Source organism: Allobosea sp. MMO-172, from assembly GCF_037147855.1.
Classification (GTDB): domain Bacteria; phylum Pseudomonadota; class Alphaproteobacteria; order Rhizobiales; family Beijerinckiaceae; genus Allobosea.
The window spans coordinates 429,438-446,443 of record NZ_JBBCUM010000002.1 but is presented as its reverse complement, the minus strand read 5'-3'; the positions used below and the strand labels follow the sequence as shown (position 1 = coordinate 446,443).

The following is a 17,006-nucleotide window of genomic DNA, read 5'->3' as shown; positions in this document are numbered from 1 at the left end:
GCGCCGAGCCATTCTCAAGGCCTGTCCTCCGTCTCATCCAGGTTGACGGGCGGCTGGCCGGGTTTGGCCGAGGCGACGAAGTCGAGCGGCTGCCCGGCGGGCAGGCCGCGCCAGCTTCCGGAGCCGGCCCAGAAGCCGCGCCAGTTTCCGCCGGTGCCGAAGCTCAAACCGCTGCCCGCGACCTCTCCCGCCGTATCGGTCAACAAGGCGCCTAGCCGGGCCACATCGCGCGTCAGCGAGCCGCCGGACGAGAACGGGACATCGACCACATCGGAATCGACGCGAAGGATATAGGCGTTCGTCATCAGCTTCGAACCGTTCAGGTCGAGATAGAACGGGCGCCCGATCACGAAGAGCTGCGCGTCATAGGCATAGTCTGGCGCCAGCGTGCGGTTGTTGGTGAGCACCGTCATGGACGGCGTCGTCACCACGAACGCTCCGGGGATGAAGGCTTCCGCGATCCCCACCTTGCTCGCCGTCGTGGTCAGCCTGCCGTCGGTCGCCGCGATCCGGCTGGCAAGGATGCTGTTGGCCGCGATATTCAGATCGACACGATCGGCGCTGCGGCTGCGGAACCCCGTAACGTCGAGCGCCAGAGGCAGTTCGCCGCCGGGCAGCTGAACGATATCGGCCGCGATCTGGGTCCCCGTGATGACGATGCTCTCGCCGGCGCTGAAACGACCGAGCCGGACCATGTCCGGGGCACCGGCGACAAGCCGGCGCGCCGCGCCATCGACGATCCTGATCGAGCCCTGGCCGCTGCTTCCCGCAAGGAACGCCAGCGTGTCTCGCGCCGCGATCGTTCCACCATCGATATCGCCGGCAGCCATCAGAACCGCAGAGCCGCCGGAGGTGACGGTCGAGACGGCAATCCCGGCTTGGCTCGACGACAGGCGGATATCGCCATCGGCCAGAAGCGTCGCGATCGAGACGAGGCCCGCCCCCTCGACAGCGGCGCTTCCGCCGCTGGTCAGGCTGGTCGCGGAAATCGTCCCCGCCATGGACCGGATGGAAAGGTCGCCCCCCGCATCGGCCGTTCCGAGCAGAACAGCGCCCGAGGCACGCAGCCCGAGCGCGCCACCGGCCCGTACATCAGCGATACCGATCGTGCCGGCCGTCGCGGAGACCTCCGCCGCGCCGCCTGCCGTCAGGCTGGTGGCGACCGAGACCGGCCCGGCTGCGGTCAGTGTCGCCGCGCCCGCCGCGTCGATCGTCCCGGCCGTGATACCGGCCGCGCTCGATACGGCCGAGAGGGCGCCCGCCGTGGTCGTCGCGCTGGTCAGGCTGATCAGGCCGCTCGCTTCGAGGGCAGTCGCGCCGCCGGCCCGCAGGCTGGTGAGGGTCAGCGTGCCATTCTGCGCCGTGATATCGGCCGTGCCGCCCGCGACGATCGCGCCGGTCGCTGCGATCGAGGTCGCCGCCGTCAGAGTCAGGGTGCCGACCACGTCGAGCCCGGCCAGCGACAGGTTCGCGCCGGTCGAGATGACCGTGAGATCGCCCGCGGTCGTCCCGGCATCGCCCAGTGCCACCGCGCCCGAGGCCGAGAGCGCCGAGTTCGCACCGGCCGTCAGGCCCGCGATGTCGAGCGTGCCGGCCGTCGTGGTGACTTCCGCCGCGCCGCCTGCCGTCAGGCTGGTCGTGACCGAGACCGGTCCGGCTGCGGTCAGCGTCGCCGCACCCGCCGCATCGATCGTTCCAGCCGTGATACCGGCCGCGCTCGACACGGCCGAGAAGCCGCCCGCCGTGGTCGTCACGCTGGTCAGGCTGATCGCGCCGGTCGCTTCGAGGGCAGTCGTGCCACCCGCCCGCAGGCTGGTGAGGGTCAGCGTGCCATTCTGCGCCGTGATATCGGCCGTGCCGCCAGCGACGATAGCGCCGGTCGCTGCAATCGAGGTCGCCGCCGTCAGGGTCAGGTTACCCGCCGCCTCGATCACCCCAGCCGCGATGCCGGCCGCGCTCGACACGGCCGAGAAGGCGCCCGCCGTGGTCGTCGCGGTGGTCAGGCTGATCAGGCCAGTCGCTTCGAGGGCAGTCGCGTCGCCCGCCCGCAGGCTGGTGAGGGTCAGCGTGCCATTCTGCGCCGTGACGTCGGCCGTGCCGCCAGCGACGATAGCGCCGGTGGCTGCAATCGAGGTCGCCGCCGTCAGGGTCAGCTTACCGGCCACGTCGAGACCGGCCAGCGACAGGTTAGCGCCGGTCGAGATGACCGTGAGATCGCCCGCCGTCGTCCCGGCATCGCCCAGCGTCACCGCGCCGGAAGCCGAAAGCGTCGAGTTCGCACCGGCCGTCAGGCCGGCGATATCGAGCGTGCCGGCCGTCGTCGAAATATCGGCACGGCCGGCAATCGTCGCCGTATCGATCCTCAGGTTGCCGCCGGCAGTCAGGGTCGCGGCTCCGGCATCGGCCAAGAGGCTCGTGACATGCGTCGCTCCCGACGCGGCGAGATGGATATCGCCGGCAAGGCTGCGAACGGACAGGCGCGGCGCCGCGACAGTCAGGGCGTCGGTCGCGCTGCCGAGACTGACACCCGCCTGCAATGCAATCGCCCCGCCCGCAACGCCGGCGTCCAGCAGCGTGCCCGCATCACCGTTGGAGAGAATGGAGCCTGCCGCCGTGATCACGATCGAAGCCGCTCCCGCCGGTGCGGCGAGCGCGCTCGCGACATGGCCGAGCCTGATGTCGCCGCTCGAGGCGAGGCTCGCCCGGCCCGCCGCCTGAATATCGGCGCCACCATTCATGACGATCCCCGCGCCAGTCAGCGCGATCGCGCCGGCCGACGAACGCAAGGCGCCGAGGACATCGATCTCGCCATCGGCCGTGACGGTGAGGCCGTTCACGGCGCTGACCGCACCGAGCCGCAGGGCGCTGGGCGACTGGCCGGAAACGGCCGGGCCGGAGAGCCAGGCCTGCCCGCCGGCCTGGCCCGAGACGCTGCCGCTCGCGCCGACCTGCAGGCCGAGCGCCGCGGAAGCCGAGCCGATATTCCCGGTGGCATTGAGCTGCACGGAGCCAGCCGAGATCGCGATGCCCGGCAGATAGCCCTGGATGCCACCGCTGCGCGCCGTCAGCGACGCCGTGCCCGAGGCGAAGATGCGCCCGATCTCGGCGTTGCCGGCATTGGCGATGAGATAGGCGTCGCCGGCCGCGGCCGAGGCCGAAACCAGCCGGCCGCCGATCTGATAGGTCAGCGGCACCGCCGCAGAGCCGATGCCGCCGCCGCCCGCGGCCAGCACGAGATCGCCCCCGGTCTGGATCTGGACCGGATTGCGCGGCGTCGTCCCATCCGCTTGCGTGCCGACGACGATGCCCTGTGGCGCCTGCAGGTTGATCGCCCCCGTCGCGGTGACGCGGCCAATTATCAGCGTTCCGCCGGCCGAGCGCGGCGTGGCGGAGGACTGCACGTTCGTGGTCGCCTGGACATAGGCATCGCCCTGGGCCGAGGCCGAGAAGGTGCCGGTCGCGTTGACGAAGAGCGGCGCGGTCTGCTTCACGTCCACGCGGATGAGCGTGACGCCTGCTGGCACATTGCCGAGATCGGTCACCTCGACGAGGCTGCCATCCTGCCTCTGGCCCATGATCTTGACGCTGCCGGCCGTGGTCGCGACCGAGAGCGCCGCGAGCTGCGCATCGGTGACCGTGCCGTTGCGGATCGCATCCAGCGCGACCTGCATGTCCGGCGCAAGTGACCCGATGCTGCCGGCGATATTGAGCGTCACGTCGCGGCCGACGACCAGTGCGGTGCCATTGCCGACAACGCCGGAGGCTGGTTGCAGCGCGGATTTGTTGATCGCCGAGATCAGCTGCCGATCGGTCCAGACGGCGTCCCCGGCGATACGGGTCGCAAGGCCCTGGGCGGCATCGGGCGCGGCGGCGCTGAAGCTGAAATTGCTGTCGGCCGTGGCGGGGTTGAACCGGGCCTTGCTGGCCCAGCCGCTGCCATAGGCCATCTCGAAGACGCCGGAATAGGCGGCGTAGCGCGCGGCCGCGTAGTCCTTGACCTCCTGCGCGCTCGCCGCGTGCCCGAGCGCCGCATCGGCGAAGGCCTGATAAAGCGCAAGCGCATTGTCGTTCAGCGTGAAGACCTTCTGGCTGACGCCGTTGACGGTCCGGGTGCCGACGCTGCCATTGCGCATCAGGGCGATGTAGAGCCCGTAGCTCTGGGTCACCTGCTTTTCGAAGCTGGCGACGCTGGCCTGGGCCGCCACCTCGGCGCCATCCGCCGAGGTCAGCTTCAGCGAGCGCGAGACCTCGGACAACTGGTCGGCGCTGAGCGCCTGCGCCGCGGTTTGCCCGGTCGCCGAGACCAGCCGGCCGGCATTGACGTCGATGCGGACATTGCCGGCCTCGCTCGCGATCTCGCCGACGCGCAGGTCGCCCGAGACCTGCGCGATGCCGATATCGCCGAGGGCGCTGACATTGACGACGCCGTCGACATAGCTGCCGTTCGGCAGCAGCGTCGCGACCGCGCGCATCTTCAGGGGATTGGCGATCGAGCCGACGCTGCCGGTCTCGCTGGAGAGGGTGATGTTGCGGCCGACGACATTGGCCGAGCCCGAGACCACCGAGTCCAGGCTGCCGGTGGCGCGGACCCGGATATCGCCATAGGCGCCGGACGTGCCGTCGGCCCGCAGCGCGGCGATGCGCGCACTGCCGGTGATGTCGAGATTGATGCCGCCGCGGCCGGTGACCGCGCTGAGCTGCGCGCCCGAGGTCAGGGTCGTCTGGATCGCCGTCGCTTGGGTGCCGATCGAGTCGCGCGCATTCAGGTTCAGGCTGTTGCTGAGGATCGAGGCGTTGTTCGTCTGGGTGAAGCTGCCGCCGGAAGCGGTGATCGTCGTCGTGCCGCTAGGATTGACGATGGTACCGTTCTGCAGGATCGAGCTGTTCGAGGTGACGTTGACGGCGCCGGCGGCATTGCCGGCGAAGCTGATGCCGAAGCGGTTGTCGGCCTTGACCGAGGCGGTGACCTGCACGAAGGCGCGGGTCACCATCTGATAATTCCAGATCGCCTGCCCTGCCCCGGGCTGCGCGACGAAGTCGCGGTCGCAGTGATTGATCGCCTGCAGGTTGCACCCGCTGTAATGCGCTTCGTTGTTGATGAAGTCGAGCTGGCCGCCGGTGATCTCCTGCGTCAGTCCGACGCCGGTCAGACCAGGCTTGTTCGTGATCCGGCCCGACACGCCCCCGCTGGGAGCCTGCGCATTGCGTGACCACCAGTACATCCAGTCCGCGCCGGGATTGGTGCTCGGCGACTGGGCGTCGACATAGACCCACGGGTTGCCGGACGAGCCGGAATCATAGCGCCAATAGGAGACGAGGTCGCGCACCTGGGTGGTCTGCGGGGTCAGGCCCTCCTTCTGGAGCAGGGCTTGCTGCGTCCACTCGTAGCGCGTGCCGGCAACGGGATCGTAGCTCGCCGTATCGCCCGCGATGAACTCGACCGGGCCGGAGGTCGGCTGGGCGCCGTTCATCGTCTTGTAGATGGCGATGCCGGACCCCGGCGTATAGGCGTAGATCTTCGTGTTCAGGCCGGAGGTGATGAGCCGGTCGATGATCGTGATCGTACTGACGCTGGCATTCACGCCGGCGGCCGTGCCGGTGTTGATGCGATTGGTGATCAGGTCGAGCCCGGACTGATTGTTCAGGCTGACATTGCCGAAGCCGCCATTGACCTTGATCTTGCCGAGCGTGTTCGTGCTGATGATCTGGCCGTCGAGCAACACCGAGCCGCCGCCCGAGGAAGCGTTGACGTCCCAGAGGACCAGCTTGTCGGTGGTGAGGTCGTAGTAGAGCGGCGCCGCGCCCTCGTTCGCCCAGGCGCCGCCCAGGGCTTCCTTGAGACCGACCTGGACATAGCCGCGATCGAGATAATACTGGCGGTCGTTCCGAAGGCGCGTTGCCATGGCGGCATCGACCGTTCCCGACCAGTTGGTGATCCGCCCCGCCTCGATCGAGGCGTTGATATTAATCGTCGTCGCCTTGATCGCGACCTGTGCGCCGTAGATCTTGGTGCCGCCGCCTGCCGCTGCCGGGTTGCTCTCCCGGTAGACCTGCCGGTCCGGGATGACCATGAAGCGGATGTCGTTGCCCATGTCGTAGCCGCCGGTGCAGGCATAGCCGGCATTGCCGATATAGCCGATGCAGTTGCCGTAGAACTGCATCGAGAAGTTGCGCCGCGTGCCCTCGTCCTGCTTGCCGTAGAGGAAATAGTTCAGGTTGGTCGCGCCCTGGCCGTAGGCGAGCGCATTGGCCGCGGCGAAGACCGCCTCGTCGACATTGAGCGCATCGCCCGGGCCGCCGCCGGGATAGTAGATGGCGCCCGCATATTCCGACTGCGGTGTCGCGCCGGCATTGTACATGCCGTTCGGGCCGTTCGAGGAGACCACGACCGCGCCGTTCGGAACGGTCGTGTTGAACTGCAGCGCATCGATGCGCTGCCCGGAGAAACCGAAGGAGCCCTGCGTGTTGTTGAGCGAGACCACGCCGGCGAGGTTGGTGATATCGCCGGCGATCAGCAGACCCGGGCCCTTGCCACTGGCATCGAGCGCGCCGGTATAGCTGTTGTCGATGGTGATGATCGGCGTCGCGTCGGGATTGCTGCGGCGCGTCAGCGAGCCGCTGGAGCCGATGATCTGGCCGCCCGTCGTCTCGGGGATATAGGCGCCGCCATCGAGGATGAGATAGGCGTTGCTGCGGTTGATCACGGTGATCGAGGGGCCGCCATTCGCGGTCAGCGTACCGCTACCCTCGACCCGGCTGCCGCTGACGCGGACATTGCCGCCTGCGGCATAGAGCTGGCTGAGGCGCACCGCCTTGACCGGCGATGAGCTGACGCCGGAAAGCAGCGTGCCCGCAACCGTTGGGTCGTAGTTCGCGTTGACATAGGCGACCACGTTGAAGGCCGGGTCGTAACCGGCGGTGATCGGCGCGCCGCTGATGAAACGGATCGTCGGCGCGTCGTTGGGGCCGCATTGCACGGAGGCCGTAGGTCCGCAGCCGATCTCGATGCGCTGGGTGTTGTAGATGCCCGCCGTCGCCGTACCGTTCATCACCAGCGTCGAGCTCGACGAGAAGCCGGGGCTGCTCGTCCCGGACGTCACCGGGATGAAGTAGAGCTGGTAACCGTGCCCGGTGCCGTCTGCATCCGCGTTGAGCAGCCCGTCATAGGCGCCGAGGCCAACATTCTGGGCGCTGGAGATGGTGGCGCCGGAATCCACCTGGACCTTGGCGTGGTTCTGCAGATTGGTCGAGGCGGCGGCGACGGGCACGGCGATAATGCCGCGGACATAGCCGAGCGCGGTCGCCTTGCCCGTGAGACTGTTGAGGCGCAGGCCGGAGCCTTCGCGGCCAGCCACCACATTGACGTCGGCGAGCCCGATCAGGGACGAATTCGCACCGATCTTGACGTTGTTGTTGGTGATGACGGTGACGTCGGCATCCGCGACGCCGACACCGGCCAGGCCATAGGTGTTCACATAGGCGTTGGCCTGCACCATCGCGGTCGTATAGGTGCCGATGTTGATCGCGCCGAACGAGGTCAGCGCATTGTTGCGGCCGAGCGTGACCTCGTTATCGACACGGGCGCTGTAATGCGCGGTGACGCCGGCTCCCTGCAGCAGGCCGCCCGTGGTCAGCGAGGCCGTGTCGTCGGCGCTGAGCTCGGTCCAGGCCTGGATCAGCATCGGTCCCGGTGCGGCCGTCGGGCTCCTGCCCGAAGCGATCCCGACATTGTCGCCGAGGATGACCTTCGAGGTGCCGATGATCTCGGTGGTCGAGGTCGCGCCGGCGCCGTTGATGCCGCCGCCCGCCGCCGCCTGCACGCTGTCGCCGAGGTCGAGCTGCGTGAAGGCGTTGCGGCTGGTGATCGAGACCGCCTGCAGGCAGCTCGACAGATAGCAGCCGGCGGTATTCGGGCCTGCCGCGGTGATGCTGCTGCCGGCGCCGAGCGAGGTCAGCACGTCCACATCGGCGTCATGGCGCCCGAGCGCGGCGCTGGCGCCCACGGCCGAGGCCTGCAGGCTGTCGATCAGCGACGCATAGCGATCGTCATGGCTCGCCGCGACCGTGACGAAGCCGGTATTGATCACGGCGTTCTCGCCAAGCGAAGCCGTGACGGTAGCGGTATTGCCGGTCACGCCCTCGGCGCCGGAACCGGCATAGAGGCCGCCGCTGCCCGCCTTGGCATGGGCGATCTGCGTGTCGCTGCCGGTCGCGGTCAGCGAGAAGCTGCCCACCCCGCTCGCCGCCATGGTGGCGCCGTTGCCGAGCGACGCCAGGGTCGTGGTGTCGCTGTCGGCCAGCGCCTTGACCGAGCCGATGGCGGCGCTGCCGCCAGTGGTGATGCCGGTCGAGGTCGCAGCCTGGGTCGTGGTGTTGCTGGCGGTGATCGTGACGACGCCCGTCGGCAGGCGGACATGGTCGCCGACAAAGGCCATCACCGAGGCGGTGTTACGGGCCTGCGCATCGGTGCCGACCGCGCTGACGTAATAGGCGCCGGAGCCGGCGATCGCCGAGGCGGCGGCGGAGGTGCCGCCGCGGCCGAAGCTGCCCGTGCTACCCGGCAATTGCGAGGCATCGCCGGCCGGCGTGCCGAAGACCGAGCCCGTCGCCAGCACGGACAGCGTGCCCGCCGTGAACTGGTCCGCGGGCAGGCTGGCATTGCTCTCGATGGCGGCGCGCACCGTCGGAGCGGCGTTGGCCTTGGCAACCGCTGCGCCGACAGCGAGACCACCCGCCACCGCGATGCCCCTAGCCGAGGCCTTGGCGTCCGGCGAGGCCGTGGCCGCGACGGTGATGGTGCCCGTCCCGACACGGGCTCGGGCGCCGGCCCCGATCGTGGCGGACACGTTGGTGCTGTCGTCGGCATCGGCTTCGGCGCCGGAGCCGGCTGCGAGCAGGCCGCCCACGCCGGCAACGGCCGCAGCATGGGCCGCGCCCGTGCTGGTCGCATTGATCGACAGGCCCGTGCCGCTGAAATTCGACCCCGCGAGATAATTCGCGGCAACCCGGCTCTCGGCCGCGCTCTTCGCCAGCGAAACGCCGAGCGCGAGCCCACCGGCCACCGTGGCGCCGAACGCATCCGAACGACCGGTCTGGCTGTTGACGGCATTGACGGTGGTCGCACCGGTCGTGGTCAGCGCGCCGCCGAGCGTCGCGGTCACCTGATTGGACAACGTGCCCTTGGCGACGGCGGCGCCAGCCGCCGCAGCGAGGGCGCCCGCCCCGGCCGTGGCCTCGACGCGCGCAGCCGAACCCGTGCCGTCGGTCGAGCTCGCCGTTACGCTGAGCGCACCGGTCATGGCGGTCGTTGGGGTCAGGCTCGCGGAAACATTATCGCCGATATCGGTATAGGCCGTCGCCGCGCCGCCTCCGGCCGCGCCACCCGCACCGACGCCGCTGGCGATGTTGCTGGTTGTCGTGCGTGACAGCGCCGAGACGGCAATCGAACCGCTGGTGAGGCTGCCGCCGGACACGGTCGCCGCCGTCCGGGAGCCGTCGCTGTCAAGCAGCGCGGAAGCGCTCTGCGCGGCGGGGGCGATGATGCGGCTGCGATTGGCGTTGAAGAAGCTGTATTGCGCAGCCGCATAGGCCCGCACCTCGGCATCGCTCGCGGCATGGCCGAGACTGGCGGTGGCATCAGCGCGATACGCGGCAAGGCCGGCGCCGCTCAGCGTCAGCACGCCGTTGCTGACCGTGCCATTGGCGAGGAGGCGGCCATAGGCGTCGTTGGCGGCGCTGCGGATCTGGTCGGCGCTGGCATCCGGCGTGGCTGCCGTCACCGTCGCGCGATACGCGCTGACGCCGGCATCGCTCATCAGATAGGACACCGCGCCGCCGCTCAGGGCCGCGTAGCGCTGCGCTGCCCAATCCCGCACCTGCGTGTCGGTCGGGCTGGCGATGCCGAGCGCCGTCGCGGCGGCACTGCGCAGGGCGGTGACGCCCGAGCTGCTCAGGGTCAGGGCGCCATTCGCGACGCTGCCGTTGGCGAGCAACTGGTTGTAGTCCGCCTGCGCCGCATCGCGCGCCGCAGCATCGCTCATCGCGGCGCCGGCCGCGCCGCGATAGCTGCGATAGGCGGCAAGCCCGCCCGCGCTCAGCACGAGAGAGCCGTTGCCCGCGGTGAGCTGGTCGACACGCGCGAGCGTGCCGTTGCCGTTGGCATTGAGCTCGGCGCCGGCGCCGGAGGGTGTGCCGGTGCCGACCGAGATCACCGCGACCGCCGCGCCGATGCCGGCCGAGCTGCCGACGCCATAGGTCATGGTGTTCGCGTCGACGATGCGCTCGGAGGTCGCCGAAGCCGAAACACCGCCCGGCGCCGAGAGCTTCGAGCCCGTGATGTCGGCGAGCACGCGGCTGTCGAGATTGGCGATGTTGGCGGCAGCACCCGCGCCGAAGCCGCCATTGGCGCCGGCAGCGGTCGTCGCGGCGATGGTGCTGGTCTCGTCGGCGGTGACGCTGATGCTGGCGCCGCTGGCGGGGCGCAGCGTCGCGACCGCGCCATAGAGCCCGGCGCGGGTCTCGTTCTCGACATCGACGAACGAAACCATGCCGGCGACGCCGGCGAAGCCGCCCGCCGCGCCACCGGCCGAGAGCGTGGTGAAGGCGTTGGCGCTTCGCGCAGCGACGGCGAGCGCGCCGTTGAGATTGAGGACGGTCTGGCCGGCGCCGCCGCCGATGGTCGCGAGCGTGGTGTTGCGGCTGGTGCCCACGACGAAGGACGAACCCATGCCGACGCCGCCGGCCGCCCCGGAGATCGCTCGGGCATAGAAGCCGTTGCGGCTCTCGGCGTTGACGGCGGCCCGGCCGGCCGTGACGAGGCCCTGATCGAGGGTCGCGGTCGTCGTCGCCGCGAAGCTGTTGACCACCCCGGAGGCCGCCGCGCCGCCGATGCCGACCGCGAAGCCGAGCACGTTGCTCGCGGCCGCCTGTGAGGCGCTGGCCGCGATATCGAGCGCGGTGACGCCTGCGCCGGTGAAGCCCGGCGTGGTGGTTCCGAGCGTGGAGTTCGTCAGCCCGGCATGCGTGACGCGCCGCATGATCGTATTGGCATCGGCACCGGCCGCCGCAGCGCCGCCGATCGAGCCGACGGTGATGAAGGTCGCGGCATAGGAATGGCTCGCGGCCTCGATCGCGACCGCGGTCGAATCCGTGCCGGTGAGGCGCGTGTTGATCAGGCTGTCGTCGATCGTCGCGCTGGTGGTGCCGGCCAGCACGTTGCGGATCGGCACGACCGCGATCGCGGCGGAGATCGGGAAGATCGCGACGCCGCCGGTGACGGCATTGGCCAGCACCGATTGCTGCGAGGTCGCGACGACGCCGAGCCCGTGGATGCTGCGCGCGGCCATCGCGAGCGAAGGCTGGGCCGCGCTCGGACCATTGGCCGTCGAGAGATCGAAACTCGAGGCGAGTTGGCCGGCATTGTAGCTCAGCAGGCCGCTGCCGCCGGCGCGCGCATCGACGATGCTGTCCGCGCCAATCGCGGCAACCGTCGCACCGCCGATCGTGTTGTTGACGATGGAGAGCCCGCCCGCGACGCTGGGCGCGCCGGCAGTGACGCCGAGCGCGCCGGCCGAGACGGTGATCCGGTCGGCATTCGCGGCGAACACGCCGATATTGTTGCCGGCGACGATATCGGCGCCGGTGATCGTCGCGCCGACATCGGTCGCGATGCTGTTATTGGCAACCGAGCCGGCCAATCCGACATTGGGCGCCATGGCGATGCCGATGGCCAGCGTGTCGATGGTCGCGGTCGAGCCGGCGCGCAGCACGAGGTCGTTGGACGAGACCAGACGAGCTTCGTCGATCTCGGCCTTGATCTCGTTGGCGATATTGTTCTCGACGACGGAGAGCCCGAGCGCCGCCGCACCGAAGCCGAGCCCGAGCGAGCCGGCGCTGCCACGGATCGCGGAGCTTCCGGTGCTGGTGACCTCGATGATGCCGCCGTTGATGACGGTGCCGGCGCCGCCGATATGCGCGCGGGCGGCATTCTCGATCGACTGCAGCACGACAGAGGCCGTGCCGGCGAACTGGCCGGTTGCCGCACCGAGCCCGATGGCGACGCCGGTGAGCGTCGCGCCGTCCAGCGCGGCAACCCTGATCCGGCCGGAGGCCGTGACGGTGGCGAAGTCGATCGAGGCGAGATGCGACTGCGCGACCGTATTGTCGAGCAGCGCGACGCCGGCATTGTTGCGGCCGGCCTGGACCACGCCGGCGATGGCGACCACGGCGGCGCCTTCCGGGTTGGCCGTGCCGTTATTGGCAGCCCTGCCCGAGAAGTCGACCTGCGAGGCATTGGTCGACGAGACGGTCTGCCGACCGGCAATCAGGTCATCATATTCCGCGACCCGGCTGCCATCGGCGAGCACCGTGACCGTGCCGCCGAGAACCGAGACGGTCGCCAGCGCGCCGCTGACGCCCGTGATCGCCGCGCTCGTCGTCGGCGTGACGCGGTTGATGACGAAGGCGCCGCCGAGCCCATTGCCGCCGAGGCCGCCGGTCGCCGCCGAGGACACGATGCGGCTGGCATTGGTGGCGCGCACCTGCAGGGAGTCGATGCCCGTCAGGCGCGACCGCAGGATCTTGGCGCTGACCGCCTCCTTGCCATCGGGGTCGCGGATATCGGCGTAGGTCAGGGCCATGCCGACGCCGACCTGCCCGCCGCCATAGGCAGCGCCGCCGCCGATGCCGATATCCGTGGTCTGATAGGCATTGACCCGCACAGCCTGCGAAGCCGAGTGCCCCGCGGTGGCAGCCAGGCTCGAATCCGCGATGCTGGCCGCGACCCGGTTGGTCACGAGGCCGAGCGCCGCCGAGATCGCGATGGCGCCGCCGTTCGAGCTGGCGCCCGCGACGCCGAGCCCGACGACGGTCGCCCTGCCGCCGGAAACCGCCTGCACCGTCGTGTCGTAGATACCGGTCAATTGCGAGCCGGCGATGCGCGCATCGGTGCTGTTGTCGAAGTGGCCAATGGCGACGGCGCCAGCCAGCGCGCCACTGAGCGGGCTGTTGTTGCCGGCGAGATTGATCGCGGCCGAGCCTGCGCCGACCTCGGCGATGGTCGAGTTCAGGGCGGTGACGGTCGTCTTCAGACCGTCACTGCCCTTGGCGGCGAGCACCGCGTTGTCGATCCACGCCGAGGTGCCGAGCGCGGTCAGCGCCACGGAAGACGCGCCGGAGCCGGTCAGGCTGACCGAGGAGGAGGTCTTGCGGTTGGAGGCTGCGATCGCGTCCTTGACGAAATCGGGCGTGCCCGGCGGCAGGAAATTCTCAAGCCCGCCGCCGCCGACGCCGGCAGCCGCACCGGCTGCGGAGGCGACCGTGATGCGGCCCTCGGTCACCGCCGCGACATCGACCGTATTCGCGGTAATCAGGCCCTGCACGGCCGTGCCGGCAAGGCGGTCATCCGAAAGATCGTCGCTATTGTCGCCGATATAGGCGCGGGTGATCGTGGCTGCGTCGAGCACGGCGACCGCTGCACCGATCGCATTGGAGCCGCCCGCAACCAGCGCGCCGCTGAGCCCGAAGACCGAGACCAGCTGGTCCGCCTTCACCGCGACGGTCGGGGCCGTGATCGTCGCGAGATTGCTGATCGAGGCCAGCGTGCGGTTGTTCAGCCCCGAGAGCGAGACGATGCCGTTGAGCCCGATCGTGCCGGCGGATTCGCCCGAGGTCGTCGCGATGACGAACATCTTGTCGCTGGTCGTGGCGGTGACCGCGACACCGGTCGCCTCGATATTCACGCCGGCCGCGATCGCGGCGACGGTCTCGCTGTTGCGGCCGATGCTGAGCAGCGAGCCGCCCACCGCCGAGCCCCCGCCCGTCGTGCCGCCGAGGAAGGCGAAATTGCCGCCGACATCGATGCTGTGCGTCACCGTCTCGGCGGTGACATGGACCGCCTGGTCCCAGTTCTGCGTGTAGCTGTAGTCGAGCTGCGACGACCAGTCGCCGGAGGCGCCGCTCTGCGTCAGGCGGGCGCCGCTGGCGATATAGGCGGAGCTGTTGTTCTCGGCGCGGAAATAGTTGATCGCACCGGCCAGCCCGAGCTGGTCGGCCTGACTGGAGGCATTGGCATAGGTCGTCAGGATGTTGTTGACGACGCCCATATTGCCGTTGAGATGCGAGAAGGTCTCGCCCAGCCCGCCCCAGTTCTGCCAGGTGTTGGCGATCGGCATCTCGTTGAGCGCGGCGACGCCGATATGCCGGGCCTCGATGGAGACGCCCGCGCCGATCGAGGCGGTCGCGTCGTGCCTGAAATCGCCGACGCCGATGCCGAACGAGACCGACACCTGCGCCGACGGGTTGGCCGCGGTCGGGTCCTTGGAGTTCGAATTGGTCGAGCTGTCGGCGATCACGCGCACGCCGAAATCGCGCTGACGTGCGGCGACGACGACATCGCCAGCCGTGTAGATCGACGGCACCGCGGCAGCCGGATCGGCCGCGATGGCGGCGCTGGCGCTGAGGCTGCTGTTGGCGACCGCGATCGCGCTGCCGACCTTGGCGGGAACGCTGGAGCTGCCGGTCTTCAGCGTGCCGAAGATCTGGGTGAGGAGATCCGAGACGGTGGAGCCGGTGGGGCCGGCGTTGAAGAGCGCGTTGTTGCCGACCGTGGTCGCGGCGCTGGTGGCGTTCTTGTCGGTGTCGGACGTCGCCTGGACGGTCAGGCTGCCGATCTTGGCTCCGCTGGAACCGAGATCGGCGCCGAACCGCGCGTCGGCGCTCGCCTTGTAGTCGGAATAGGCGAAGGCGATACCGCCGACGCTGCCGGCAGACGCCATGGCGGTCGCCGAGGTCGAAAGGGTGTTCGAGTTGCCGGCGGAGACGTTGATCCGGCTCGCATAGGCGCCCGTGATGATCGCGCCCGAATGGACCTGGGCCGAGGTCGTGATGTCGAGCGCGCCATAGGCGACCGTCGCCGCGACGACGCTCGAACCCGTGGTCACGGTCAGCGCCGTCGCCATCAGGTTGACGTCGTTGAAGGCATTGACGTCGAGATTGCGGCCGACAGTGATCCTGGCGCCGGAGGCGACGTCCGCCTTCACCTCGCCGGTGATCTCGGCGATCGAGACCGCCGCGCCCCAGGGGAAATTCCCGGAGAGCGTGATGGCCGGCAGCGTGGCTTCCTGCACGCCATTGGCCAGGATTTTCACGTCGCGCGCGGCCGTGATCCGGGCGCCGTCCTCGATCTCGACCTTGGCGCTGACGGTGCTGCCGACATAGCCGCCGTTCAGCCCGAACATCATTCCGCCGACGGTCTGGGCGGCAAGCGCGGCAAGCGGGCCGGCGCTCGCATCGGCATAGGAAGCTTTCGCCCGCGCATCGGCCGTCATGGTGATGTCGCGGCCGGTGATCGTGCCGGAGACCTTGATGCCGGCGGTCGCGCTGGCGGGCCCGGCGATCAGCGTCTGCGACTGGGTCGCATTGAGCGTGACATCGCCGGCCGCGTAGATCGAGCCCGCGCTGACATCCGCCAGCAGCTTGCCGCGGACCGTGATGGTCGGCGCGGCGAGCGTGATGTTGCCGGAGTTGCCGAGCGAGGGATTGCCCGCAGAGAGCACGCCGCCATTGGCCGAGCGGTCGAAATTCCGGGTATCGATGATACCGTCATTGGCGATGGTGATGCTGTTCGTCGCCTCCAGCACCACATTGGTGCCGTTGGTGATCATGTTGGCGCTGCCGCCTGTGCCGATGACGATATTGGCGGGGTCGATATAGAGCAGGCCGGCCTTGCCGTTGCGGGCCGAAAGATCGACGTCGATGGCGCCGAGCGTAACGGTGTCCCTCGCGCTGAGCTCCAGGAAACCGCCATCGCCGATGCTGCCGGCGGCGGCGCGGAAGAGGGCTCCATCGGCGACGTCGAGATTGGTCCCTGCGAAGACGATCGCCGAGCCTCCCTTCGCTGCGGTGCCCGCGGCACCGCTGACATCGATCAGGGCACCTCGCGCAATCGCAATACCGGCATCCGAAACGATCGAGACCGTGCCGCCATCGCCGGTGTTCACGCTCGGCCGGTTGATCGCGGCGGATGGCGTCGGCGCAGCCTGGACACCGGTCGCCGTGATCCGCGCCGTCGCGGCAACGGTCGTGCCCTTGCCCGAGCGGATGGCGATGGACCCGGCCGGGCGACGCGCCGTCGCCTTGGCCGTCAGCGAGCCGGAGATCGAGGCGGTGCCGGCCGCGACGATCTCGATGCCGCCGCCGCGGCGGGTCACCATCGTCGCGCCCTGGCGCAGACCGTTGGTGTTGACGCTCTGGGCGAAGGCGGCGCCGTGCCGACGGCGCCGCTCGCCGAGATCGACGGACGCGGCATTCGCGGTGATCTGGCCGGCGACGCTGACCGAATGGCCGTTGAGCGTGACGCCGCCGCGGGCATTGATCCGTCCGTCGATGGCGATCGTACCATCAGGCGAAATCGGCACGTCATTGGCGCGCAGGCGCGCGGCAAGCGCCTCGTTGACGACGCCGTTCGGCCCGATGACCTGATCGAGGAACTCGCGCGTGGGCGTGTTGACCGTCAATCTGCCGGTATTGATCACGCCGCTCGGCCCGACGGTGAAGCCGGCCGAATCTGAGAAATAGATATGGCCGCCGATCTGCCCGTTCCGGTAGGAATTCAGGATGCCGTTGATGACGACGGGGCCGTCGCGGACGATGTTGACGAGCACGCCGGTATTCTGCGGCAGGTGCATGTTGACGGTCGTGCCCGCCGCCTGCTCGAAGCGCGAGAACGAATTGTAGCCGGCGCCGCCGGACACGGTCTGCGTCGTGATCGTCGTCGTCGTGCCGTTGACCGAGACGCTGGTCTGGGTGCGGCCATCGGGCGTGATGATGTTCTGCGCGAAGGCCGGGGCGTTCCACAGGGCCAGCGCCATCGCCTGGCCGACGAGGCAGTGCTGCCGCCGGAATGCCAGGACCGAGCGCGGCCTCGCTGCGAATGCGTCGTTCTGCCGGATGCCGGTCATGTCAGGCACGAAGGCCTTGGCCGGGCGGGACGAACGACGCTTGGCCAT

Annotated in this window: 1 protein-coding gene; it reads right to left on the bottom strand. The window is 69.5% G+C overall.

Annotation, left to right across the window (positions count from 1 at the left end):
- Positions 1-14 precede the first annotated feature (14 nt).
- Complete coding sequence (locus WFK61_RS05230) at positions 15-17,006, bottom strand: leukotoxin LktA family filamentous adhesin (RefSeq protein WP_336810467.1); 16,992 nt, start codon at positions 17,004-17,006, stop codon at positions 15-17.